This window comes from Pseudomonas sp. BN414 (assembly GCF_029871275.1).
In the GTDB taxonomy this organism is placed as follows: domain Bacteria; phylum Pseudomonadota; class Gammaproteobacteria; order Pseudomonadales; family Pseudomonadaceae; genus Metapseudomonas; species Metapseudomonas resinovorans_C.
This window is the reverse complement of the sequence record NZ_SSOL01000062.1, coordinates 1-24,917: the sequence shown is the minus strand read 5'-3', so window position 1 is coordinate 24,917 and position 24,917 is coordinate 1. Positions and strand designations below refer to the sequence as shown.

The following is a 24,917-nucleotide window of genomic DNA, read 5'->3' as shown; positions in this document are numbered from 1 at the left end:
TCGCTTCGCTCCACCACATCCTACGAACTGATTGAAATGGCATCTCCCACAAGGCGCCCTTAGAAATCCCGCTTGTAGAAGAGGTCCAGGGAGCTGGCCAGGCCGCTCGCGGCTTCGAGGTAGAGACGCTTGGTCAGTTCGTAGCGCAGCGCCACCACGCTGGTGGAATCCACCACCCCGAGCCCGTAGCGGACACTCAGGCGATCGGTGATCTGCCCTACGGCGCCGTCATCATCGAGTTGCAGATCCTTGAGGCCAAGGCGCTGGGCCAGTTCGCTGGTCAGCGGCGCACTACCGGAAAGTCCCATGGCCAACGCCGCGCGGCCCACGGCATTGCCATCGCCTTCGCTGGTGTTCATCGGCCGGCCGAGAATCAGGTAGGACAGCGCCTGCTCCTGGCTCATGGCTGGATTGGAAAACACTTCGGTGGCGGGTTCGTCGGCACGGCCATTCAGGCGCACACCTGCGGTGACGTCGCCCACGACGCGGACGGCTTCCACATCCAGATAGGGCTGATCCAGCGGGCCGGCGAACAGCAGACGCGCCCGGCGCAGGTCGAGGCGCTGACCGTAAGCCCGATAACGACCGTTCTTCAGCACCAGCTCGCCATTGCCGGTGAGGTTGTCGCCGACCTTGAGATGGCCCTGGAGGTCCGCAGTCAGGCCGAAGCCGGTGAACTGCAGGCGTTCCCGGCCGACTTCCACGTCCACGTTCATGGCCATCTTCAACGGCTGTTGCTCAGCGTCCTGCTCACCGACCACGCGGGCATCCGGGGATACCTTGACCGCTTGTGGCGGCAGCTCGCGGACCTTGATCTTACCGCGCGGTACCAGCACCTTGCCGCCCACGGACAGACGATCGCCGGCCAGTCCGATGTTCAGGTCCGGCTCCACTTCCAGATTCGCATAGGGCTCCACCACCAGGGGCAGGCGGGTACCGCGCAACGCAAGGTCGAGATCCAGGCCTTGAGTCCAGGCCACGCTGCCAGACAGGCTGCCCTGTCCCTGTTCGCCGCTTCGCCATTGCCCGCTCAGCTCCATGCGCTCGCCGGCGATACGGGCATCCAGGCCCAGCGCGTCGAAGCTCATGGGCAAGTCGCCGCCACCAATCCGGCCATCAGTCAGGCGCAGATTGCCCAAGACATAAGGGGCCTGCAGGGTGCCGCTCAGACTGCCGGCGCCTTGCAGGCGCCCTTCAAGGGTTTCCACCTTGGGCACGAAGGGCCGCAGCACGGCAAGGTCCAATCCGTTCAGGCGGAACTGTCCGGACAGCGGTTTGTTCGCCGGGCGCGGATCGATTCGTGCGTCCAGTTGCAGTTCACCGAGGCCCTGGCCCTGGAAGCTCAACTGGCTGTCGATGCGCTGCGGACGCAAAGTGCTATCCAGCAGCAGGCGCTGATAGGGGAAATCCACCCAGCGATCATCTTCCTTCAGACGCAGCACGCCGCTGCCCGCATCCAGGGTGATCTGGCCGTTGGGACCGCTGGCGGGCAAGTCGAGCTTGAGGTCGGCGTTGAGCTGGCCCTGCCAGGCGAAGTCGTCCGGCAACCAGCGCGCAAGGCTGGCCAGGGGGAAGTCGCGCAGGCGGTAGTCCAGTTTCGGCTCAGGCATCAGGCGCTGCTCTCCGCCGCAGAGACTCGCCGGGCCCGAGCGCCAGCAATGCGCGCCGAAGTTCAGCTTGCCATCGGCCAGCCGCTCCAACCGCGCGGGCGCCTCCAGGCGCCAATCCTGGCCACCGGCCTGGACCTCACCCCGCGCCAGTTGGCCGCGCCAGTTGCCGCCATCCAGCTTGCCATCCAGGGCCAGCAGCAGATCGAGCATCGGCCCCTTGAGGTTCATTTCCAGCTGCTGGCGCACCCGGTCGCCGGAACCTTCGGCGGTCAGGGTGCCGAACTCGTTGTCGCCGGAAGCGAGGCCATCCACCCGTAACTGCACGCGGCCACGCTGGGCGGCGTCCAGTTGGGCATCCAGCTTGAGCGTGTCGAGGCGATTGTCACCCTGCCCCATCCGTTCCCCGGTCAGCGCAAGCTTGCCCTGCGGGGCCTGCAGCGTGCCGGCGAGATCGAGCCGCCCCTGGACCTTGCCGAAGAGTTTCGGCCAGAGCTGCCCGAGGCGATTCAGGGCGAGGTCGAGGTGGCCGCTGAGCTTCTGGTCCAACTGACCCTGCCCTTCGATCCGGTTTTCTCCCAGGCGAACCTGAAGGGCATTGAGCAACCAGCGCTCGCCGGCACCTTCGGCCTTGGCCTGGAGTACGGCCGGCTGGCCACGCAGCTGACCACTGAGATCCAGATCGGCATTCAGCTCCAGGCGCTGGTCGCGCCATGCGCCCCTGGACTGCAACTTGCCAGCCAGCTTACCGGGCAGTTCCGCCAGCCAGTAGGACGGATCCAGCTCGCTCAGGGAAAGTTGGCTGTCCCAGCCCACGCCATTGGCGAAATCGACTTTCACCTGGCCTTGCGCCCTGCCCTGTCCGGCCTTGAGCAGCAGGTCCGACAGGGTGACGCTGGCGAGGTCACCGGCCACCGGGCTGCCGAGGCTGAAGTCGCCCGCCGGACCCTTGAAGCGCGCATCGAACCTGCCTTCGTAGCGCGACGCGGCGTAACGCATCTCGGCGTCGAGCTGCTGCATGTCCACGGGAGGTGGTTGCTCCTGGGGGAACAGCCGCTGCCAGGGGAACTCGCGCCATTGCAGGCGACTGTCGACGGCCAGTTCCTGCTGCCAGTCGACACGCCCCTGCAGTGCCAAGGTCTGCTGGGGATCGCCGGTGAGCAGGAGCTGTTGGATATCCGCGCCCTTGGCATCGACCCGCCCTGCCAGGTCCAGCGCTACGGCTCCGCCTTCGCCCGGCAGTCTGGCCTTGCCCTGCACGGCATAGCCGGCCTTGAGGTCACCTTTTGCGTTGAGGACTACCTGATTGAGAGTCAGGGTGTCCGGCAGGTCCGCGCTGGCCTTGAAACCATCGGCCCGCAAGGTCGCGCTGGCCGGCAGGTTCTCCGCCAGGGGACGCAATTCGCCGTCGAGGCGGCCGTTGAGATAGCCACTGCTCTCGGCCTGGAGCTTGAGCGTTCCCTGCAGGTCGCCGTCTGCCTTCAACGCCAGTTTCCAGGGGGTCTCTCCCGGTGCGGGTAATTGCAGGCTGCCCTGCAGGGCCAGCGGCCAGTTCCCCTCGGGGTGAAGCGTGCCCTGGAGTTCCAGGGCCAGGTCATCGCGGCGCAGCTTGAGACGTTCGAGGTGCAGGCCATCCACCTGCCACCGCGCCACCAGCTCCAGCTGCTGGAGCTGGTCATTGCCGTCGAGCAGGAAGCGGCCGATGCGCACCTGGCCGATCTCCAGCGCCAACGGGAATCGCAGCTCCGGCAGGCTGATGGCGCTGCTGCTTTCATCCTGGGAGGGCGGCAGATCGAGGCGGATGCTGTCGCTGGCCAGTTCATTGATGCAGAGAGTACGACGCAGCAGGCAGGCGGGAGACCAGTCCAGCAGTGGCGCTTGCAGTTCCAGGGCGGTACCGTCCTGCTGCCAGGACAGCCGGGTAGCGCTCCAGCGCCCACCCAGGGTCCCGCTGAAGTCGTCCACTTCCAGTCCCGGCACATGACCAAGCACCCAGCGCCCACCGGCCTCGGTGAACAGCAGGGCTGCCGGGATCGCCACCACCGCTGCCAGGACGAGCGCCAGTCCCGCGAAGCCGTACTTCACCCCGCGCCTCACAATTCAGGCCCCATGGAGAAGTGGATACGGTAGCCGCCCGGATCATCCAGGGCCTTGGCCAGGTCGAGGCGGATCGGTCCCACCGGAGAAACCCAACGCACGCCGATGCCAGCGCCGGTCTTCATCGCCGCGCTCAGGGAGTCCATTGCGTTACCACGGTCGACGAACGCCGCCACACGCCACTTCTCGGCGACCGGGTACTGGTACTCGGCACTGCCCACCAGCAGGTAGCGGCCGCCAACCTTGTTGCCGTTGCTGTCTTCCGGCGAAAGGGTCTGGTAGTCGTAGCCGCGCACACTCTGGTCGCCACCGGCGAAGAAACGCAGGGACGGCGGGATGGCGTCGAAATCAGTGGTGGCGATGCCACCGGCCTGTACCCGGCCCAGCACCCGGTGGCCGCCGGGCAAGGTGTAGAGTCCCTTGGCCATGGCGCTGGCATAGGTGAAGTCGGTGTCGGAGAGGATGCCCTCCTTGGCGCCGCGTACGTCAAATTGCAGCGAATAGCCACGATTGGGGTCGAGCTTGTTGTCACCGCGGGTCACGCCGTAGCTGATACCGGGGATGAGGAAGCTGCTGCGCCCATCATCGCTGCCATCGCCGAAGTCGAAGGCTTCCTGCTCCCAGCGCAGGGAAACCACCCGTTGCCAGTCACTGGGCAATTTGGACTGCCACTGCCCGCCGATGGTGAAGCGACGGCTATCCACGTCCACCAGGTTCTCCCGCTGCAGGCCGGTCGAGAAACGCAGTGTGTCGGTCAGTGGCGGGTCGAGGGGAATCTCGTACCAGGCGCCGACGTTCTGCCGCACCGGCGACACTTCCGTCTCTGCCCCGAGGCGATGACCCTGCCGGTTGATCCAGTGGCGAGTCCAATTGGCACGGGCGCGAGGGCCAACGTCGGTGGAGAAACCGACACCCAGGCCAACGGTGCGCGGCTTCACCGCTGTCAGTTTCACCTTGACCGGTATCACCTGGCCGGCGCCTTTCACCGGGCTGGCATCCACCCGCACTTCGTCGAAGTAGCCGCTGGCCTGCAGGTTCTGGCTGAGTTTGGCGACCTGGTCGGAGTCGTAGGGCGTGTTGGCCCGGAATGGCACCAGGCGTGCGAGCAGGTCGGCGTCGAAGGGGGTATCGCCGTCAAAGCTGACAGCGCCCAGGCTATAGCGCGGACCACTGTCATAGACCAGTTCGATATCGGCGACTCCGGCGCGCGGGTCGATATCCAGTCGCTGGCTCTTGAAACGTCCATCGAAGAAGCCGTAGCGCAAACCCTGGTTCTGGATCAGCTTCTTGGCGTCCTCGTAGGCGCCATGGTTGAGTTGTGCACCCGCCTTCAGCGCCTTGCTCTCGGGAGCGCGAAACACCTTCAGCGCGCTGGCCTCGCCTTCGATCCGCACCACGACGTTGCGCAGGCGCACCGGCTCACCGGGCACCACCAGCAGATGCAGGGCGGGGTCCTTGCCACCTTCGACACGGCTGTCGATCTCGGCCTGGTAATAACCGAGCGCCTGGGCGGCCTGGCGCGCCTGCTCCTCGGCCGAACGCCGGAACCGTCGCAGGTCTTCTTCCTTGCGGTCGCCAAGGGCGCCGATGTAGGCCTCGATATTGGCCTTCAACGGCGCATTGGCAGGTTCGACTTTCACGTCCAGCCTGGCCTTGGCCAGCGCCAGAGTGCTTGTGCAGAGCAGGACCAACAGCAGCGGCCCGCGCAATCCTTGGCAGAAATTCATGGGGCGAAATCCTACCACGGCCTTTCGCCCTTTCTGTCGGAAATGCAAGTCAGCCGCTGGCTCGCATCACCGGCCGTGGATTGGGATGGAAGAACACGTGTTCGACCACCGGGCCCAGCGCGACCTCCCCCACCTCCTCGTAACCCTGGCGTTTGTAGAAGTCGAGGTAGCGCACGTTGCCGGTATCCAGCACTACCCCCTGGGAGCCATCGTCCTCGGCGCACCAGTTGTGCAGCGCCTCCAGCAGCTGTTCACCGAGATGCCGCCCCTGGAACTCCGGGTGGATGCCGAGCAACGGCAGTACGTGGTAGGGCCCCGGCGGCAGGCAGGCGAGCACGGCATCGTGGTAATCGAGATAACGGCGGGTGCAACGGAAACCGGTGGAAAGCAGCATGCGCAGCCGCCAGCCCCAGCTTTCGGTGATGTCCAGGCGGCGCTGCGGGGGCGCTATGAGCGCGATGCCCACCAGGCGCTCCTCGATCAGCAGGCCAATGGCTGGCAGCTCTTCCAGGAAATGCTGCTGCACCAGCTCCCGCACCGTGGCACGGACGCGCTGGTCGTAGCCGGGGCGCTCGGCCTCGAACAGATAGGCGAAGGTAGGTTCGTGGCGGTAGGCGTGGTACAGCAGGGAACGTGCTTCGCGGGCGTAACCGCCGTCGAGCAGGCGCACCTCGACCGGCGCGGTGGGGATGTAACCGGGCATTCACGGCACCTCTTTTGTTATGGGTTCTATCGGGCCAAGAAGGAAATTAGCACCAGATTCCGGGCGCAGCCACGCCGGCTGGCCGGGCGGCCAACCATCGGCTAGCATCGCGTTTTTGCCAGGATGCCTTCGCGATGAAGATCGTTTCTTTCAATATCAACGGCCTGCGGGCACGCCCCCACCAGCTCGAAGCGCTGATCGCCAAGCACCAGCCGGACGTAATCGGCCTGCAGGAAACCAAGGTCGCCGACGAGCAGTTCCCGGAAGCGGAAATCCGCCAGCTCGGCTACCACGTGCACTACCACGGCCAGAAAGGCCACTACGGTGTCGCCCTGCTCTCCCGCCAGGAGCCGATTTCGCTGTTCAAGGGTTTCCCGAACGATAGCGAGGAAGCCCAGCGCCGCTTCATCTACGGCACCTTCGCCGATGCCCAGGGCAACCCGGTCACCGTGATGAACGGCTACTTCCCCCAGGGCGAAAGCCGCGAGCACCCGGTCAAGTTTCCCGCCAAGGAGCGCTTCTATGCCGACCTGCAAGTGCTGCTGGAGCAACAGTTCCAGCCGAGCCAACCGTTGGTGGTGATGGGCGACATCAACATCTCGCCGGAAGACTGCGACATCGGCATCGGTGAAGAGAACCGCAAACGTTGGCTGAAGACCGGCAAGTGCAGCTTCCTGCCGGAAGAGCGCGAGTGGCTCGCACGCCTGAAGAGCTGGGGCCTGGTGGACAGCTTCCGCCATCTCAACCCCGAGGTGAATGACCGCTTCAGCTGGTTCGATTACCGCAGCCGCGGCTTCGAGGATGAACCCAAGCGTGGCCTGCGCATCGACGTAATCCTCGCCACCAGCCCGCTGCAGGCACGAATCAAGGACGCCGGCATCGACTACGACCTGCGCGGCATGGAAAAACCTTCGGACCATGCGCCGATCTGGCTGGAACTGGCCTGATATTGCTTCCGGGTGGATGTAGGAGCCAGCTTGCTGGCGAACTTGCTGAGCTCGGTCCTTCGCGAGCAAGAACTGGGCGTCCCCCTCGCTCCTACACAAGCGCCGAACCAGCGCCGAACCAGCGCCGAACCAGCGCAGCGTGATTCACTCTACGCTCAACGAAAAAGGCCCATCACTGATGGGCCTTTCTTCTTTCATCGCCTGTTCGCTCAGGCCTCTTTCACCATCCGCGTCGTACCGACCCGCATGATGGTTTCGATGGCCCGCTCCAGAGCATGTTCGGAATCATAGAGGTGGCTCCGGACGATCACCTCCTTGTTGGCCGCGCGCAGCTTGAAGTAGTTCTTGCCGCTGGAATCAATGCGCCGTACGAAGCGCTCCTCATGCACGCAATTCTCGCGGAACCGGGCTATGGCCTCCTCTGCGGTGCCACGGTCCTCATGGTTGCCGGTATCCAGAAGGGTTTGCGCGTCGGCCGCCTTCAAACGCAGGCGCCAGGTGCCACCAGTGTTCTTGCGCAGCTCGAACCAACCACTCATCACAACACTCCTCGAACAAGATAGGGATGCGCTTTTGCGCCCACTCGAAGCACCTTTCATGGGGTGTTTCGGGCAGCGGGATACCCTATCCCTTTGCCGATTTCCGGGTTGCAGGACTCTCCTTACAGGGCTGTAGGAAGCGCCAGGAAATGCGAGGCGAAATTTCTTCATCCGCGGAAAAGGCCCAACGCAGAGCGTTTGTCATATCTCCGTCACCCAGCTGACTTAATCTCGCGGCTCCTTCCACCCCCTTGATACAAGGTGTTTGCCCATGCCGCGCGCCATGACCGCCAGCGACAAGGACATGTGGGGCCGTGGCCTCAGCATGTTGCTGCTCGGTTTCATCTGCTATGCCTTCCCCTGGTCGGTGTTCGCCGCCCAGCCCGAGACCGTCCTGCGCATCCAGGGCTCCAACACCATCGGTGCCAAGCTCGGCCCGGCACTGGTCAAGGGCATGCTGGAAGAGGAAGGCCTGCGCGCCGTTCACCAGACACCGGGCGACCGTGAGAACGAGGTGCACATCGTTGCCCACGATGCCCAGGGCAAGGAGATTCAGGTAGAACTGGCCGCCCATGGCTCGTCCACCGGTTTCGTCGCACTGAAGGAAAGCAGCGCCGACCTCGCCGCCTCGTCACGTCCGATCAAGGATGCCGAGGCCCAGGACCTGTCCTCGTTCGGCGACCTGCGCAGCCAGCACGCCGAACAGGTGATCGCCATCGACGGGCTGGCCATCATCCTGCATCCGGGCAATCCGCTGCGCGCCCTGACCACCGCCCAATTGGCCGCAGTGTTTGCCGGCGAGGTGAAGACCTGGGAAGAACTCGGCGGCAAGGGCGGCGCCATCCATCTCTACGCCCGTGATGACCAGTCCGGTACCTACGACACCTTCAAGGAGCTGGTACTGGTGCGCCAGGGTAAGGCCCTGGCCGCCACGGCCCAGCGCTTCGAATCCAACGACAAGCTTTCCGCCGCTGTCAGCGCCGATCCGCAAGGCATCGGTTTTGTCGGCCTCGCCTCCATCAACCAGGCCCGCGCCCTGGCCATTGCCGACGGTGACTCCCTGGCCATGCCCCCCAGCGCCGAGCTGATCGCCACCGAGGACTATCCGCTGTCGCGTCGCCTGTTCCTGTATATGAAGCCGGGTGAACAGAATCGCTGGGCCAAGGCGCTGGTGCAGTTCGCCCAGAGCGCTCGCGGCCAGGCCATCGTCGGCCAGAGCGGCTTCGTCGCCCAGCAGGTGCTGGCGATCAAGGTCCAGACCAAGCAGGACATGCCAGAGAACTACCGCGAGCTGGCCAGCAATGCCCAGCGGCTGTCGGTGAACTTCCGTTTCCAGGAAGGCAGTGCCACCCTCGACAACAAGGCCCAGCGCGATGTGCAGCGCGTGCTGGATTACCTGAAGCAGACCAACAAGCTGGAGCAGAAAGTCGTGTTGGTGGGCTTCGGCGATCCCAAGGCCGACCCGCAGCGGGCCGAACTGCTGTCCAAGTTGCGCGCCATGGCGGTGCGCCGGGAACTGACCAAGGGCGGCGTGACCTTGCGGGACGTGACCGGGCTCGGCGACGAACTACCGGTGGCGGCCAACACGGCCGAGGAAGGACGGATTCGCAACCGTCGGGTTGAGGTGTGGGTGTACTGAGAATGTAGGAGCGGGCTTGCTCGCGAACAGTCCGAGCACGGTCCTTCGCGAGCAAGCTCGCTCCTACAGGAAATCCTGCAAAGGTGGACCACCTACCGGGCCGCAAGCATGTAGGAGCGGGCGTGCCCGCGAACAACCCGAGCGCAGTCCTTCGCGAGCAAGCTCGCTCCTACAAGTCGCATCAGAAGTCGAAGCGGGTGGTCAGCATGAAGTTACGCGGATCGCCGTAGAAACCACCGTCGTAGAAGCCCAGGTTGCTGAAGTACTTCTTGTCGGTGAGGTTATTGCCGTTGAGGGTGACCGACAGCTGCTCGGTGACCTGGTACTTGGCCATGGCATCCAGCACCCAGTAGCTTTCCTGGGTGTATTCGTAGTCGCTGGCGTTGGTCGCCGGGTTCCAGATGTCCTTCCAGATCTTGCTCTGCCAGCTGGCCGAACCACCGATGGTCAGCTTGTTGAACTGGCCCGGCAGGCGGTAGCTGGTGGACAGGCGGAACATGTCTTCCGGCTCGGTGGTGGAGATCTTGTCGTCATCCCCATCGCGCGTGATGCGGTGGGTGTAGCCACCCTGCACATTCCAGTCCGGCAGCACCTCGCCGGCGACTTCGAGCTCGAAGCCCTTGGTCTTGGCGCCCTGCACCGCACGGTAGACGGACTTGTTGGTGACCGGATCGAAGCCGACTTCTTCAGCCAGGTTGTCCTGCTTGACTTCGAAAACCGCGGCGCTGGCATTCAGGCGGCCGTCGAAGAATTCCGCCTTCAGGCCCAGTTCGTAGGCATCGCCCTCTTCCGGTTCGATGGCCTTGCCGTTGGCATCCTGCTCGCTTTCGTGGGGCTTGAAGATGCTGGTGTAGCTGGCATAGACCGAGTAGGTGTCGTTGAGGTCGTAGACCACGCCGGCATAGGGCACCACCACGCCGGTTTCACGCAGGCTCTGCAGCTTGGCGCTCTGGCCCGACGTCAGGTCGGTGCCGGTGCTGTCCAGCTTCCAATTGGAAACACGGGAGCCGAGGATGATCGACAGGTCGTCGGTGGGCTTGAAGCGGCTGGTCAGGTAGGCCGCGGTCTCTTTCAGCTCGGTCTTGACCTTGGACTGCGGGCTGCCCCAGTCGGGCTCGGGGAAGTCGCCGTTCCAGTCGAAGATGCCCGGGGCGGGATCGAAGAAGAACGGCCAGTTGGTTTCGTCGGACTCGATGTCGCGATGCGACAGGCCGACCACCAGCTCATGCTCGCGACCCAGCAGCTGGAACGGGCCACTGGCGTACAGGTCGTAGGCGTTCTGGCTGGTCTCGTACTGGTACTTGCCGCGCCAGACGAACATGCCGGTGCCGTCCACCGGATTCGGGTTGCCGCTGGCGGCCGACCCCAGGGTGATGGGCGAGTCGGTCTCGGTGCGGCTGATCGAGGCCTTCACCATCCAGTCGTTGGCCAGGCGCTGCTCCAAGGTCACGAAGGCGTTGTCGGTGGTGTTGTCCCACTCACTCCACTTGGTACCCGGGTTGTGCGAACGGGACATGTTGAGCTCGTTGCCATTGCTGTCGAGCAGCGGCACCGAAGAGCCCCAGGAGGAACCGTCCGGGCGGTTGGTCTGGCGGCTGAGGCCCGCGCTCAGGAGGGTGTCTTCAGTGATGTCGGTTTCGAGGATGCCGTAGAACACCTGCTTCTTCTCGGACAGGTGATCCATGAAGGACTGGCCGTCCTCGTAGGCGGTGACGAAGCGGCCGCGCACGTTGCCTTGGGGGGTCAGCCAACCGCCGATGTCGAACTCGGTGCGGTAGGTGTCCCAGCTGCCGGCACCGGCGGAGATGTAGCCGGAGAGTTCCTTGGTCGGACGCTTGCGCACCAGGTTGACGGTGGCCGAGGGGCTGCCGAAGCCGCTGAGCAGGCCGGTGGAGCCCTTGAGGACTTCCACGCGGTCGTAGATCACCATGTCGGCCTGGTCGATACCGTTGCCGAAGCGGAAGGCGGCCGGAATGCCATCGATCTGGAAGTTGTCGATCTCGAATCCACGGGACTTGAAGCTGGCGCGGCTGCTGTCGAGCTTGTTGATGGTGATGCCGGGCGTCTTCGACAGCACATCGCCAATGCTGGTCAGGTTCTGGTCATCCATTTGCTGACGGGTGATGACGCTGACCGATTGCGGAGTCTCGCGAGGCGACAGTGACAGCTTGGTGGCGGTGCGTGTCGAGCCGGTGGTGTAGGAGCCGGTGCCCTCGGTGGTTTCCCCGAGACGGTTGTCGGTGATGGACGTAGCCACCAGTTCCAGCGATCCATTGCCTCCCTGCTCCTCGGCCAGCACCACGCCTGCCTGCAACGCCAGGGTCACGCCCAGGATCGCCACGGACAACGGATGACGCTTGAGCCGCGCGACACCGGCATCCCCAGCCGATTCCGTCGCATTGAACGCATTTTGCTGTTGCACTCTCAAACCCCTTGGATGGTCTGTCTTGTTGGCTGGCTAACCAACGGTCTTCTTCTTTTTCGTTTTCGCGCGGCGCGCGTCATTGGCACCCGCAACTCGACCATGCAGGCGCGATCGCATCTGACGGCGGATGCAGAAATTACCATTTAATGAGAATTATTTACAAACGTAAATTACGTAGATTCGAAAGCGTTTTAGGAACTTTCTTACAAGAGGCAAAGAATTGTTACAGCGGCTCCGTTCCTCCCATACCCGGCCACCGGTAGGCTTTTCCATGTGACGCCGGGCCCCTCTGACGGCTTGCCAGCCGCCATGTCGGAGTCACGTTTTATCAACGACATAAGGAGGGGCTCATGGCAGCTCTGCACGCGTTTCTTACCGCCGACTTCCTCGGCACCGCCACTTGGCTGTGGCTCGTCTTCCTCGGAATAGTCCTCGCCCTGCTGGTCTTCGACCTCGGGGTGCTGCACCGTGACCAGCACGAAATCGAGGTGCGCGAAAGCCTGCTGCTCTACGGCGGCTATTTCGGCGTGGGTGTGCTGTTCGGCATCTGGGTGTGGTTCGAACTGGGCGCGCAAAGCGCTATCGAGTTCTACACCGGTTTCCTGGTCGAGCAGTCGTTGTCCATGGACAACGTCTTCGTCATGGCGATGATCTTCGGCTTCTTCGCCATCCCCCGCCGTTATCAGCACCGCGTGCTGTTCTGGGGCATCCTCGGCGTGGTGGTGCTGCGCGCCATCATGATCGGCCTGGGTAGCGCCCTGGTGAAGGAATTCGACTGGATCCTCTACGTGTTCGGCGCCTTCCTGCTGTTCACCGGCGTGAAGATGCTCTTCTCCCGGGAAGAGGCTCATCCTGACCTCGCCAACAACCCGGTGTTGAAGTTCGTCCGCCGCCACATCCGCGTGACCGACGACCTGCATGGCTCGCACTTCTTCGTACGCCTGAAGCAGGCTGGCGACAGCAAGGCCCTGCTCTACGCCACGCCGCTGTTCCTGGCCCTGGTGCTGATCGAGCTGGCTGACCTCGTGTTCGCGGTGGACAGTGTCCCGGCGATCTTCGCCATCACCCAGGACCCGTTCATCGTCTACACCTCGAACATCTTCGCCATCCTCGGCCTACGTGCCCTGTACTTCGCCCTGGCGGCCCTGATGCACCGCTTCGTGTACCTGAAGTACGCCCTGGCCCTGGTCCTGATCATCATCGGCGGCAAGATTTTCCTGCACGGCTTCATCGGCAAGATTCCCCCGCTGCTGTCCCTTGGCGTAACCTTCGGGCTACTTGCCGGCGGCGTGCTCCTGTCCCTGTTGAAGACTCGCGATCGCCCGGCCCAGAACTCGGGAGACCTGGGGAAAGATGGATGAAGTGCGGATTGAGCCCTTCGAAAAAAGCGGTCGTATTTACTGGCGCGTACGCCTCGGGCATCGCAGCCTGACGTTCCAGGAGGAAATCGCCGCTCGTGCCTTCGCCGCGCAACTGCACCTGCGGATGGGCTGGTTGAAGGCCAGGAACCCGGCGCCGGAAAAGGACTAGGCGGCCATCGCGCTGGTGGGAGCGAATTCATTCGCGATTGAAATCGCTCCCAAAGCAAAACGCCGAACTCCGCAAAAACGAAAAAGGCCCGCAGAATGCGGGCCTTTTTTTGTCGGATCAGCAGTCTTGTGCCGCTAACACTTGAGCGAATTCCCCGACTCGCGCCGTCTGGACAGTTGCGATAGATACTGCGGCGTGACTCCCAGATAAGACGCGATGCACTTTTGCGTCACCCTGTTTTCCAGGCCCGGATACTCTTCCCGGAATGCCGCCAGTCGTTCACGCGCGGATACGGACCCCACCACGTAGGTACGCCTGGCCTGTTTCTTGAGGTTGTATTCGAGGAAACGCGCCGACACCTCGAACGACAACCGTCCCTCCGCCATCAGGCGGCCCAGCTCAGGACAATTGAACTCGTAGGCTTCGACGGGCTGTTCGGCAACGACGAAGGATCTTGCCGGCAATCCGACCTTTGCGGCGAGTACATCTTCATGAGCGCCGGCCATCTCGCCTTCCGCGGCAAATCTCAGGGTGACCTCCGCGCCGCCTTCGGTGATGAAAGCCGTCCTCGCCACACCGCTCATGATCCAGTAGCACGACTGTGCGGGCACACCCTGATGCTGGAGAAGCTCGCCCCTGCGGAAAGTGACCGGCCGCGCCAACGCCGACAGGATGTCGAGCATGTGGTTGTAGATCGCTTCGCTGAACAGGTAGCGCGTCATCATCGCGTCGCGAAAACGCCCTACGTCACCCAGGAATGCTTCGTTCTTGTTCTTCATCTAGTTGAATGCCCGGTCCGTTTGGCTCGCGGTAGCTTGCCTCCGTCCTGAGCGTCAGGACAACAGGCAATGCATCTGCGAAAGCCCCATGGAGACAAGATTATGCCAACAGCTTCCCGTCACACCGCAATCAGGCTAGGCCTGCTCGCTGCGGTGCTGGCCAATGCAGGCTCGAGCTTCGCCGAGCAAACAGTGAGCCCGATCACCGCGCAACAGCTGGATCAGGGAATCGCCCGAGTGGAATCCAAGGTCGTGGCGTGGCGACGTGACATACACCAGAACCCGGAGCTCTCCGGCCAGGAAGTTCGCACCTCCAGGCTGGTGGCGGATCATCTGCGCAAGTTGGGCATGAACGTCACCACGGGTGTCGGTGGCCATGGCGTGGTGGGGCTTCTCGAGGGTGGTTTGCCCGGCAAGGTCGTCGCGCTGCGCGCCGACATGGACGCGCTTCCGGTGCAGGAAGCGACCGGCCTGCCCTTCGCGTCCAAGGTGGTCGCCAAACACATGGGCAAGGACAGTCCGGTGATGCATGCCTGCGGTCACGATGCCCATACCGCGATCCTGATGGGTGTAGCCGAAGTGCTGGCAGGCATGAAGGCGCAGATTCCGGGGACCATCAAGTTCATCTTCCAGCCCGCCGAGGAAGGTTTTTCCGAGATGCCCTCCAGCGCCGATGCCCAGCGTGGGGCCCAGGCGATGGTCACTGACGGCGTCATGGAGAATCCAAAGGTGGATGCCGTTTTCGGCCTGCACGTTGCCCCGGTCATTCCCAGTGGTGTGATCGGCTGGCGCAGCGGGCCGATCCTGGCCAGCGCCGATACCGTGCGCATTACCGTCGAAGGCAAGCAGACCCATGGCGCCGCGCCTTGGCTCGGCGTCGACCCCATCGTGACCTCGGCACAGATCGTCAGTGCGCTCCAGACTGTCGTCAGTCGTTCGCTCGACATCACCAAGGAGCCTGCCGTTTTCAGCATCGGGTCGATCAACGGCGGCAGCCGCGAAAACATCGTGCCGGACTCCGTCGAAATGCTGGGTACGCTGCGCACCTTCAATGAAGAAATGCGCACCGGCGCCAAGGAACGCATCACCCGTATTGCACAATCGACAGCCACCGCCAATGGCGCCAAGGCGGAGGTCAGTTTCGGCCCCTCCTCCTATGGCGTGACGAGCAATGACGAGACACTGACCGAAGCCATGCTTCCCGCACTCAAGGAGGCGGCGAACGGGAAGATCATGCAGGTGCCCAAGGCAGCGGGCGCGGAGGACTTCTCGGAATACCAGCAGGTAGCGCCAGGGGTATTTTTCATTCTTGGGGTAAAACCCGAGGACAGGCCAGTGGGACCGCCCCACTCACCTACCTTCGACCTCGACGAGTCGAGCTTCCCGGTGGGAATGAGAAGCCTGGCGATGGTGGCGCTGGCTTATCTCGAGAAAAACTAGGCACCGGGTTCGCGCCTTTCACGGCGACGTCACCAGCGATAGACGAATGCTCGGGGGTTGGCGCAAGCCAACCCCTTTTGCGTTTGCGGGGGCGATCACTGACCGCTGCGCAGCATTTCCTTCGGTACGTACTTGCCGATCTCGAACTTGCCGATGGCGGCACGGTGCACTTCGTCCGGACCATCGGCCAGGCGCAGGGTGCGCTGCATGGCATACATGTAGGCCAACGGGAAGTCGTTGGATACGCCGGCGCCGCCGTGGATCTGGATGGCGCGGTCGATCACTCGCAGGGCAACGTTGGGCGCGACGACCTTGATCTGGGCGATCTCGCTCTTGGCGACCTTGTTGCCGACGGTGTCCATCATGTACGCCGCCTTCAGGGTCAGCAGGCGGGCCATGTCGATTTCCATCCGCGAGTCGGCGATCTTGTCGACGTTGCCACCCAGGCGAGCCAGCGGACGACCAAAGGCGGTACGGCTGACGGCGCGCTTGCACATCAGTTCCAGGGCGCGTTCGGCCATGCCGATGGAGCGCATGCAGTGGTGGATACGACCCGGGCCGAGGCGACCCTGGGCGATCTCGAAGCCACGGCCCTCACCCAGCAGCACGTTCTCGTACGGCACGCGCACGTTTTCGAAGACCACTTCGGCGTGCCCGTGGGGCGCGTCGTCGTAGCCGAACACCGGCAACGGGCGCACGATCTTCACCCCGGGGGTGTCGGTGGGAACCAGGATCATCGAGTGCTGCTGGTGACGCGGCGCGTCCGGGTTGGACAGGCCCATGAAGATGAGGATCTTGCAGCGCGGGTCGCAAGCGCCCGAGGTCCACCACTTGCTGCCGTTGATCACCCATTCGTCACCCTGGCGCACGGCGCGGGCTTCCATGTTGGTGGCGTCGGACGAGGCCACGCCCGGCTCGGTCATGGCGAAGGCGGAGCGGATCTCGCCGCGCAGCAGCGGCTCCAGCCAGCGGCGCTTCTGCTCTTCGTTGCCGTAGCGCACCAGCACTTCCATGTTGCCGGTGTCCGGCGCGGAGCAGTTGAAGGGCTCCGGGCCCAGCAGCGAGCGGCCCATGATCTCGGCCAGCGGCGCGTATTCCATGTTGGTCAGGCCCGCGCCGAGTTCGGACTCCGGCAGGAACAGGTTCCACAGCCCTTCCGCCTTCGCCTTGGCTTTCAGCTCTTCCATGATCGCGGTGGGCTGCCAGCGGTCGCCTTCGGCAACCTGTTGCTCGAATACCGGCTCGGCCGGATAGACGTAGGTGTCCATGAATGCGGTGACGCGTTCACGCAGTTCCTGGACCTTCGGGGAATAGGCGAAATCCATGCGGGGCTACCTTTTTGCGGGGCTGTTAGTGAGGTCTGGTAAGGATGCTAGAACAGGGCGTAAGATTTCCCTAGTCTATTTTCGGCATCTATGAACATTCATCACCGATATATGATCCGCTGATAAAAACAACTTTCAGGAGCACGTCCGGCATGAATTTAAACAAGGTAGACCTCAACCTCTTCATCGTCTTCGACGCCATCTATACCGAGGCCAACCTGACCCGCGCCGGCCAGATCGTCGGCATTACCCAGCCCGCCGTCTCCAACGCCCTCGCCCGCCTGCGCGAGACCTTCAACGACCCGCTGTTCGTGCGTACCGCCCAGGGCATGGTGCCCACGCCCATGGCGCAGAACATCATCGGTCCGGTGCGCAACGCCCTGCAGTTGTTGCGCGTTTCGGTGCAGGAAAGCCGCACCTTCAACCCGGCGCAGGCGAACAAGACCTACCGCATCAGCATGACCGACCTCACTGAAACGGTGATCCTGCCGCCGCTGTTCCAGCGCCTGCGCCGCCTGGCGCCGACTGTGCAGATCGAAAGCTTCCTGGCCAAGCGTCGCGAAACCACCAAGGAACTGGCCGCCGGCCGCCTGGACTTCGCCGTGGACGCACCGCTTAACACCGACCCGCAGGTGCGCCACGTCAAACTGATGGAAGACCGCTACGTCTGCGCCATGCGTCGCGGCCACCCGCTGGCCAAGGAAAAGATCACGCTGGACGAGTACCTTTCGCTCTCGCACATCCACATTTCCAGCCGTCGCAGCGGCCTGGGCTACGTGGACCTGTCATTGGGCAAGATGGGCATCCAGCGCAAGGTGACCCTGCGCTCGCAGCACTACCTGATGGCCTCCACCGTATTGCACGGCACTGACCTCGCCATCACTGTCCCGGAACGCTTCGCCCGCCGTCAGGATCTGCACTACGTGGACCTGCCGGTGCACGACGTGCCCTCCCTGGAAACCCACCTCTACTGGCACGAAAGCACCGACCAGGACCCGGCCAACCGCTGGATGCGCGAGCAGATCATCGAAATCTGCCAGCAGGTGACGGCGCAGGAGCAGAAGGAACGGGCGTGATAGCTGCCACCGAGGCATATGGAAACCTGTGGGGGCGAATTCATTCGCTATGGGCAGCGCAGCTGCCCCTTCTCAGGGCAGGACTGCGTCCTGCCTAGCGATTGAAATCGCGCCCCCAAGAAAAAAAGGCCGCCAACCGTTCAGCCCTTGCCGAACTCCGGCTTCCGCTTCTCGATGAACGCCCCCATACCCTCCTTCTGATCCGGCGTGGCGAAGACCGCCTGGAACATCCGCCGCTCGAAGCGCAGGCCTTCCCCCAGCGAGCCTTCGTCCACCCGGTTCACGCACTCCTTGAGCATCATTACCGCCGTGCGCGACTGCGCGGCGATGCGGCTGGCGCTGTCCAGGGCTTCCTCCAGCAGCTCGGCGGCGGGCACCACCCGCGCCACCACGCCGCAGCGCTCGGCTTCGATGGCATCCATGCTGCGTCCGCTCAGCAACATCTCCATGGCCTTGGCGCGGCCAACGAGACGGGTCAGGCGCTGGACACCGCCGGCCCCGGGAATCACCCCGAGCTTCACCTCAGGCAGGCCGAAACGCGCCGTGTCGGCGGCGATGATGAAGTCGCACATCAATGCCAGCTCGAAACCGCCGCCCAGGGCGTGGCCGGCCACGGCGGCGATGATCGGCTTGCGCCGCTGTGCCACGCGGTCCCAGCGACCGAGGAAGTCGTCGAGATAAGTGCCCGGGAAGCACAGGCTGGCCATTTCCTTCACATCGGCACCGGCCGCGAAGGCCTTGGCGGAACCGGTGATCAGCACGCAGCCGATAGCAGTGTCCCGCTCGAAGCCGTCGAGCACCTGGTTAAGCTCGTCGATGAGCTGGGTGTTGATGGCGTTCAGCGCCTCGGGGCGATTGAGGGTGACCAGGCCGACAGCGCCGGCCTGCTCCACCAGCAGGGTCTGGTAGGTCATATCGAATTCCTTTAAATGGGATGGGCAGGTCTGCGACCTGCATAGCGATTGAAATCGCCCCCACAGCAGGTCGGTGCGGACCGTTGTAGGGGCGAATTCATTCGCCAAGGGCAGCGCAGCTGCCCCAGAGGGTCAGAGGCTGCGCGCAATCACCATGCGCTGCACATCCGAGGTGCCTTCATATATCTGGCACACCCGCACGTCACGGTAGATGCGCTCCACCGGGAAGTCCTTCAGGTAGCCGTAACCGCCCAGCGTCTGGATAGCCGCCGAGCAGACCTTCTCGGCCATCTCCGAGGCGAACAGCTTGGCCATGGACGCTTCGGTCAGGCAGGGCATGCCGGCTTCCCGCAGGCTCGCGGCGTGATGAACCATCTGCCGCGCCACAGCGATCTGCGTCGCCATGTCGGCCAGCCGGAAGGCCACGGCCTGGTGCTCGATGATCGCCTTGCCGAAGGTCTTGCGCTCGTGGGCATAGTCGCGCGCCGCCTCGAAGGCCGCGCGCGCCATGCCGACGGATTGCGCGGCGATGCCAATGCGTCCGCCTTCCAGGTTGGACAGGGCAATGCGATAGCCATCGCCCTCCTCGCCCAGGCGCAGGGACGCCGGGATGCGCACCTCGTCCAGCTGGATCTGGCAGGTGTCGGAGGCGTGCTGGCCGAGCTTCTCCTCCACCCGCACCACCTGGTAGCCGGGGGTATCGGTGGGGACGATGAAGGCGCTGATGCCCTTCTTGCCGGCCTGCGGGTCGGTGACTGCGAAGACGATCACCATCCCCGCATGACTGCCAGAGGTGATGAACTGCTTGGCGCCGTTCAACACGTAATGATCGCCGTCGCGGCGGGCGCGGGTGCGCAGGTCGCTGGCATCCGATCCGGCCTGGGGCTCGGTGAGCGCGAAGGCGCCGATCATCTCGCCAGTGGCCAACGGACGCAGGAAGCGCTCCTTCTGCTCCTGGCTGCCGTACTTGAGGATGGGCATGCAGCCCACCGAGTTGTGCACGCTCATAATGGTGGAGCAGGCGCCGTCGCCAGCGGCGATTTCCTCCAGCGCCATGGCATAGGCCAGGTGGCCGGTGGCGGCACCACCCCACTCTTCCGGCACCAGCATGCCGAGGAAGCCCAGCTGGGCCATTTCGCGAATCGCCTCGGCGGGGAAACGGTGTTCGCGGTCCCAGGACTCGGCAAAGGGTTTCAGCCGCTCCTGGGCGAATTGCCGGGCCATATCGCGAATCTGGATTTCGTCTTCGTTCGGGATCATCGCCCTGCCCTCACTTGATGAGTTCGATTGCGACAGCAGTGGCCTCGCCGCCACCGATGCACACCGACGCCACGCCACGCTTGAGGTCGTACTGGGTCAACGCATTGAGCAGGGTCACCAGCACCCGCGCGCCGGAGGCGCCGATAGGGTGGCCCAGGGCGCAAGCGCCGCCATGGACGTTGATCTTGTCGTGGGAGATGTCCAGGTCACGCATGGCGACCATCGGCACCACGGCGAAGGCTTCGTTGACTTCGAACAGATCAACCTCGCCCAGGCTCCAGCCGGTACGGGTCAGCAGGCGCTGGATGGAACCCACCGGTGCAGTGGTGAAGAGGTTCGGCGCCTGGGCGAAGGACGCATGGCCGGCAACATGGGCCAGCGGCTTCAGGCCGCGCTTTTCCGCTTCCTCCAGACGCATCAGCAGCAACGATGCCGCGCCGTCGGAAATGGAGCTGGAGTTGGCCGCAGTGACGGTGCCGCCCTCGCGGAACGCCGGTTTGAGGGTTGGAATCTTGTCCAGGCGCGCTTTCGGCGGTTGCTCGTCCTGGCTGATGGTCACCAGGTCGCGGCCGGATTTCGCTTCCACCGGGACGATCTCGGCGGCGAAGCGGCCGTCAGCCATGGCCTTCTGGGCGCGGGTCAGGGAGGCGATGGCGAAGGCGTCCTGCTGCTCGCGGGTGAAGCCGTACGCCTGGGCGCAGTCCTCGGCGAAGGTCCCCATCAGACGGCCCTTGTCGTAGGCGTCTTCCAGGCCGTCGAGGAACATGTGGTCGAGCACCTTGCCGTGGCCCATGCGGTAGCCGGAGCGGGCGCGCTCCAGCAGGTAGGGTGCGTTGGACATGCTCTCCATGCCCCCGGCCAGCACCACGTCGGCACTGCCGGCACGCAACAAGTCGTGGGCGAGCATCACGGTCTTCATGCCCGAACCGCACATCTTGTTCACCGTGGAGCAGACCACGCCCTGGGGCAGGCCCGCGCCGAGTGCGGACTGACGCGCCGGCGCCTGGCCCTGGCCGGCCTGCAGCACGCAGCCCATGATGACCTCGTCCACGGCGTCGCCCTGCAGGCCGGCGCGTTCCAGCACGGCGCGGTTGGCGGCGGCGCCCAGTTGCGCGGCGGTCATGTCCTTGAAGTCACCGAGGAAGCCGCCCATGGCGGTACGGGCAGCACTGACGATAACGATGGAATCCTTGTTCATGGCGTCCTCCTTATTTCGCGGCCATACGGATAGCGCCATCGAGGCGAATCACTTCGCCATTGAGCATGGCGTTCTCGACGATGTGGCGGACCAGAGCGGCGTACTCGGCCGGACGGCCAAGACGCGGCGGGAATGGCACAGCGGCGCCGAGAGAGTCACGGACCTCCTGCGGCATGCCGGCCATCATTGGGGTTTCGAAGATACCGGGAGCGATGCACATCACGCGGATACCGTGGCGGGCAAGCTCGCGGGCGACCGGCAGGGTCATACCGACCACGCCGCTCTTGGAAGCGGAATAAGCAGCCTGGCCAATCTGGCCGTCGAAGGCTGCAACCGAGGCGGTATTGATGATCACGCCGCGCTCGCCCTCTTCATTGGGCTGCCCCTGGGACATGGCCTCGGCGGCCAGGCGCAGCATGTTGAAGCTACCCACCAGGTTGATGCTGATGGTCCGCGCGAAGCTGTCCAGACCGTGGGCGCCGTTGCGACCGATGACCTTCTCGGCAGGAGCAACACCCGCACAGTTGACCAGCCCGTGCAGGCCACCAAAGGCCTCCACTGCGGCTGCCACGGCGGCGCGGGCGTCCTCTTCACGGGTGATGTCGGCTTTCACGAAGCGGGCATTGGCGCCCAGTTCTTCGGCACGGGCATTGCCGGCGTCGGCATTGATGTCCACCAGCACCACCTTGCCGCCCTGCCCCACCAGTTCACGGGCGGTGGCCAGGCCGAGGCCGGAACTGCCTCCGGTGATCAGGAAAACGGAATTCTCGATACGCACGATTGCTACTCCTCGGGGTTCAGTTGGCGGCGGCCGCCTGGGCCTTGGCGATTTCCTGGTTACGCAGGAGGAAACGCTGGATCTTGCCGCTCGGGGTCTTGGGCAATTCCGCGACGAACTCGATCTCGCGCGGATAGGAATGGGCGGACAGGCGCTTGCGCACGTATTGCTGCAGTGCTTCGGCCAGTTCGGGGTCGGCGCTGTGGCCGGCGTGCAGCACGACGAAGGCCTTGACCAGTTCGGTGCGCTCCGGGTCGGGCTTGCCGATCACCGCGGCCTCGATCACCGCCGGGTGCTCGATCAGCGCGCTCTCCACATCGAAGGGGCCGACGCGGTAGCCGGAGGTGGTGATCACGTCATCAGCGCGGCCGACGAAACTGATGCTGCCATCGTCGTTCAGCTCCACGGTGTCACCACTCAGATAGTAGTCACCGACGAAGGCCTTGGTGGGCATCCCCTGATAGCCGGGGAACCAGAACAGCGGCGAGCGCGGCATGTCCAGGGCGAGGATGCCGGGCTGGCCGACGGGCAGCTCGCGGTGCTGTTCGTCCAGCACCACCACGCGGTGGCCGGGCATGGCGAAGCCGGCGGCGCCCAGGCGCACCGGGTGCTCCAGGGCGTGATGGTTGCACAGCACCATGCCCAGCTCGGTCTGGCCGTAGTGGTCGTGAATGGTGCAGCCGAGGCCCTCGCCGAACCAGCGGATGACCTCCGGGGTCAGCGGCTCGCCGGCACTGCTGACGGCACGCAGATTGCCCTTGATCGCAGCCTCGACCTCGTCACGGGCAGCCAGCAGCAAGCGGTATGCCGTGGGCGAGCCGGCCAGGTTGGTGATGCCATGCTCGCGGATGATTCGGCAGGTACTTTCGACGGTGAAACCGCCCTCGTAGAAGGTCGTGGCGTGGCCCATGGCGAGCGGACCGGTCACGGCGTAGTACAGCCCGTAGGCCCAGCCCGGATCGGCCAGGTTCCAGAACTTGTCGTCCGGGCGCAGATCGACCGCGTCACGCATGTAGCTGACGAAGGCGACGATGGCCTTCAGCGGTACGGCCAGCGGTTTCGCCAGGCCGGTGGTGCCGGAGGTGAACATCAGCAGGAAGGGATCGGAGGCCTTGCGCAGCACCGGCTCGAAGCTGTCCGGCTGGCGCTCCAGTTCAGCCCAGAAGTCATCGCCCACCGTCAGCACTGGCGGCACGCCTTCCACTTCGTCCAGCTTGGGGCGGTTGGTGAGGTCGGTGACCACCAGCTTCGAACCCGCGCCCTGCACCCGGTGCTCGATGGCCTTGGGCCCGAACGCGGTGAACAGCGGCTGGTAGACGGCACCGGCACGCCAGGTGCCGAGGATGGTGATCAGCAGTTCCGGGGTACGCGGCAGCATGCCGGAAACGCAGTCGCCCGGGCGCACGCCACGGGCTTGCAGCAGGTTGGCGAAACGCGCCGAGGCTTCCTTGAGCTGGGCGAAGGTCCAGGTGGCCTGCTCACCGTTGCGCCCCTCCCAAACCAGCGCGACGCGGCCCGACTCGGCGTGGCGGTCGCAGCATTCGACACAGGCATTGAGGGCATCGAGATCGCCCGCCAGGGTGGTGGACGCGGCGCTGGCGTAGTCGAACTCGTGGGCAGCGGTGAAGTAATCGCGCATCGGATGGACTCCCAGGTTGTTTTTGTTGGAGTACCGGGATGGTCGCGCCGGGGGCCGATTGCGGCAATGTCGAAAGGCATCAACCTGGGTGAGCGGAATTGACAGGGGGATTGGGAGGGCAGAACTGCGTCCTGCTCAGCGATTGAAATCGCCCCCACATGGGACTGAGACCGCCGGCTGACTCGGAGCTGCCGGCACGCGTCACCCCTCTACCTCTGGGAGAGGGGCTGGGGGTGAGGGTTGGTGAGGTTGGCAGGGACTCCCGAGGGCAGACCTACAGTCTGCTTGGCGAATGAATTCGCCCCTACAAGAGCTGCGCCCACCGGCTGACTCGGAGCTGCCGGCGCGGGTCACCCCTCTCCACTTCAGGGAGAGGGGCCGGGGGTGAGGGTGGTTCGGCCGGGTGCGGATTTCCCAGGGCAGACCTACTGCCTGCTTAGCGAATGAATTCGCCCCCACAAAAAAGCAGCCCCTCGCCCGTTTGCGGGAGAGGGGCCGGGGGAGAGGGTTATCAGGCGCGGAACTGCGCCATCAGCCCCTGCTGGTGGTTGGCCAGGCGGTTCAGCGCCTGGCTGACCTGGGCGGATTCCTCGGCCTGGCCGGAGAGCGATTCGGTGACGTCGCGGATCGCCGCCACGTTGCGGTTGATCTCCTCGGCCACCGCGCTTTGCTCTTCGGCGGCGCTGGCAATCTGCAGGTTCATGTCGGTGATCACCGTTACCGCTTCGCCGATGCGTTGCAGCGCGGTCACCGCCTGTTCCACCTGCTCGACGCTGCCCTGCGCCTGGCGGTGGCTGCTGTGCATCGAGCCGACCACTTCGCGGGTGCCGTGCTGCAGGCCTTCGATCACCTGGCGGATTTCCTCCACCGAATCCTGGGTGCGCCTGGCCAGGTTGCGCACTTCATCGGCCACCACCGCGAAACCACGTCCGGCCTCGCCGGCCCGCGCCGCCTCGATGGCGGCGTTGAGGGCCAGCAGGTTGGTCTGCTCGGCGATCGCGCGGATCACTTCCAGCACCGAGCCGATCTGCTCGCTGCTGTTGGCCAGTGCCTGCACCTCTTCCATCGCCGCACTCATCTCGCTGGCCAGTTGCTCGATGGCACTGGTGGTCTTGCCGATCACGCCGAGGCCTTCCTGGGTGGCATGGTCGGCGCCGCGGGCGGCTTCGGCGGCCTGGGCGGCGCTGCGGGCGACGTCCTGGGCGGTGGCACTCATCTCGTTGGAGGCGGTGGCCACCTGGTCCACTTCGCGGTACTGCTGCTGCATGCCGGCGCTGGTCTGGCTGGCGATGGC

19 protein-coding genes are annotated in these 24,917 nt (G+C 64.4%); 6 read left to right on the top strand and 13 right to left on the bottom strand.

Annotation, left to right across the window (positions count from 1 at the left end):
• Positions 1-59: 59 nt before the first annotated feature.
• The 3 genes from E8E95_RS12200 to E8E95_RS12190 are packed head-to-tail and all read right to left on the bottom strand — an operon-like array spanning position 60 to position 6,134.
• On the bottom strand, positions 60-3,704 hold the full coding sequence (locus E8E95_RS12200; RefSeq protein ID WP_280350402.1) for a translocation/assembly module TamB domain-containing protein: 3,645 nt from the start codon (positions 3,702-3,704) through the stop codon (positions 60-62).
• Positions 3,701-5,431 carry an autotransporter assembly complex family protein gene (locus E8E95_RS12195; RefSeq protein WP_280350400.1) on the bottom strand — a complete coding sequence of 577 codons (1,731 nt, stop codon included), beginning with the start codon at positions 5,429-5,431 and terminating at the stop codon, positions 3,701-3,703. The genes E8E95_RS12200 and E8E95_RS12195 overlap by 4 nt, the downstream gene beginning before the upstream one ends.
• 49 nt (positions 5,432-5,480) lie before the next feature.
• Positions 5,481-6,134 carry a GNAT family N-acetyltransferase gene (locus E8E95_RS12190; protein ID WP_077521712.1) on the bottom strand — a complete coding sequence of 218 codons (654 nt, stop codon included), beginning with the start codon at positions 6,132-6,134 and terminating at the stop codon, positions 5,481-5,483.
• Between the two features lie 134 nt (positions 6,135-6,268).
• On the opposite strand from E8E95_RS12190, the gene xthA reads away from it, so the two are divergent.
• Entirely contained in the window at positions 6,269-7,081 is an 813-nt protein-coding gene (gene xthA, locus E8E95_RS12185) for an exodeoxyribonuclease III (RefSeq protein WP_280350398.1), read from the top strand.
• A gap of 209 nt (positions 7,082-7,290) precedes the next feature.
• On the opposite strand, the gene E8E95_RS12180 is transcribed toward xthA, so the two are convergent.
• Positions 7,291-7,620, bottom strand: a complete 330-nt coding sequence (locus E8E95_RS12180) for a YegP family protein (RefSeq protein WP_280350395.1) — start codon at positions 7,618-7,620, stop codon at positions 7,291-7,293.
• A gap of 271 nt (positions 7,621-7,891) precedes the next feature.
• On the opposite strand from E8E95_RS12180, the gene E8E95_RS12175 reads away from it, so the two are divergent.
• Entirely contained in the window at positions 7,892-9,259 is a 1,368-nt protein-coding gene (locus E8E95_RS12175) for a phosphate ABC transporter substrate-binding/OmpA family protein (protein WP_280350393.1), read from the top strand.
• Positions 9,260-9,440: 181 nt separating this feature from the next.
• On the opposite strand, the gene E8E95_RS12170 is transcribed toward E8E95_RS12175, so the two are convergent.
• On the bottom strand, positions 9,441-11,681 hold the full coding sequence (locus tag E8E95_RS12170; protein WP_280350391.1) for a TonB-dependent siderophore receptor: 2,241 nt from the start codon (positions 11,679-11,681) through the stop codon (positions 9,441-9,443).
• 353 nt (positions 11,682-12,034) lie between these two features.
• Between E8E95_RS12170 and E8E95_RS12165 the strand changes: the two genes are divergently transcribed.
• Both E8E95_RS12165 and E8E95_RS12160 read left to right on the top strand, forming a co-directional pair.
• Positions 12,035-13,045, top strand: coding sequence for a TerC family protein (locus E8E95_RS12165; protein WP_280350389.1), 1,011 nt, complete (start codon positions 12,035-12,037; stop codon positions 13,043-13,045).
• Between the two features lies 1 nt (position 13,046).
• Positions 13,047-13,214 carry a hypothetical protein gene (locus E8E95_RS12160; RefSeq protein WP_280350556.1) on the top strand — a complete coding sequence of 56 codons (168 nt, stop codon included), beginning with the start codon at positions 13,047-13,049 and terminating at the stop codon, positions 13,212-13,214.
• A gap of 134 nt (positions 13,215-13,348) precedes the next feature.
• Here the strand turns inward: E8E95_RS12160 and E8E95_RS12155 are convergent, their stop codons facing one another.
• Positions 13,349-13,993, bottom strand: coding sequence for a Crp/Fnr family transcriptional regulator (locus E8E95_RS12155; protein WP_280350387.1), 645 nt, complete (start codon positions 13,991-13,993; stop codon positions 13,349-13,351).
• A gap of 69 nt (positions 13,994-14,062) precedes the next feature.
• Here E8E95_RS12155 and E8E95_RS12150 point away from each other — a divergent pair, with 69 nt between their 5' ends.
• Positions 14,063-15,433: an amidohydrolase gene (locus E8E95_RS12150; protein ID WP_280350385.1), complete on the top strand. Its 1,371-nt coding sequence runs from the start codon at positions 14,063-14,065 to the stop codon at positions 15,431-15,433.
• 95 nt (positions 15,434-15,528) lie between these two features.
• On the opposite strand, the gene E8E95_RS12145 is transcribed toward E8E95_RS12150, so the two are convergent.
• Positions 15,529-16,758, bottom strand: coding sequence for an acyl-CoA dehydrogenase (locus E8E95_RS12145; RefSeq protein WP_179058997.1), 1,230 nt, complete (start codon positions 16,756-16,758; stop codon positions 15,529-15,531).
• Between the two features lie 152 nt (positions 16,759-16,910).
• On the opposite strand from E8E95_RS12145, the gene E8E95_RS12140 reads away from it, so the two are divergent.
• Positions 16,911-17,834: a LysR family transcriptional regulator gene (locus E8E95_RS12140; protein ID WP_280283144.1), complete on the top strand. Its 924-nt coding sequence runs from the start codon at positions 16,911-16,913 to the stop codon at positions 17,832-17,834.
• Between the two features lie 140 nt (positions 17,835-17,974).
• Here E8E95_RS12140 and E8E95_RS12135 read toward each other — a convergent pair whose 3' ends face one another.
• From E8E95_RS12135 to E8E95_RS12110, 6 genes are all read right to left on the bottom strand, one after another.
• Positions 17,975-18,748: an enoyl-CoA hydratase gene (locus E8E95_RS12135; protein ID WP_280350382.1), complete on the bottom strand. Its 774-nt coding sequence runs from the start codon at positions 18,746-18,748 to the stop codon at positions 17,975-17,977.
• A gap of 132 nt (positions 18,749-18,880) precedes the next feature.
• A complete protein-coding gene (locus E8E95_RS12130) occupies positions 18,881-20,008 on the bottom strand; it encodes an acyl-CoA dehydrogenase family protein (RefSeq protein WP_280350379.1) in 1,128 nt (375 codons plus the stop codon).
• Between the two features lie 10 nt (positions 20,009-20,018).
• Complete coding sequence (locus E8E95_RS12125; protein ID WP_280350377.1) at positions 20,019-21,206, bottom strand: acetyl-CoA C-acyltransferase; 1,188 nt, start codon at positions 21,204-21,206, stop codon at positions 20,019-20,021.
• A gap of 10 nt (positions 21,207-21,216) precedes the next feature.
• The gene (locus tag E8E95_RS12120) at positions 21,217-21,984 is read right to left on the bottom strand and encodes a 3-hydroxyacyl-CoA dehydrogenase (protein WP_280350375.1); all 768 of its coding nucleotides are present in this window, start codon (positions 21,982-21,984) and stop codon (positions 21,217-21,219) included.
• A gap of 19 nt (positions 21,985-22,003) precedes the next feature.
• Positions 22,004-23,623: an acyl-CoA synthetase gene (locus E8E95_RS12115; RefSeq protein ID WP_280350373.1), complete on the bottom strand. Its 1,620-nt coding sequence runs from the start codon at positions 23,621-23,623 to the stop codon at positions 22,004-22,006.
• Positions 23,624-24,134: 511 nt separating this feature from the next.
• A partial coding sequence (locus tag E8E95_RS12110; RefSeq protein WP_280349022.1) for a methyl-accepting chemotaxis protein occupies positions 24,135-24,917 on the bottom strand: 783 nt, incomplete at its 5' end.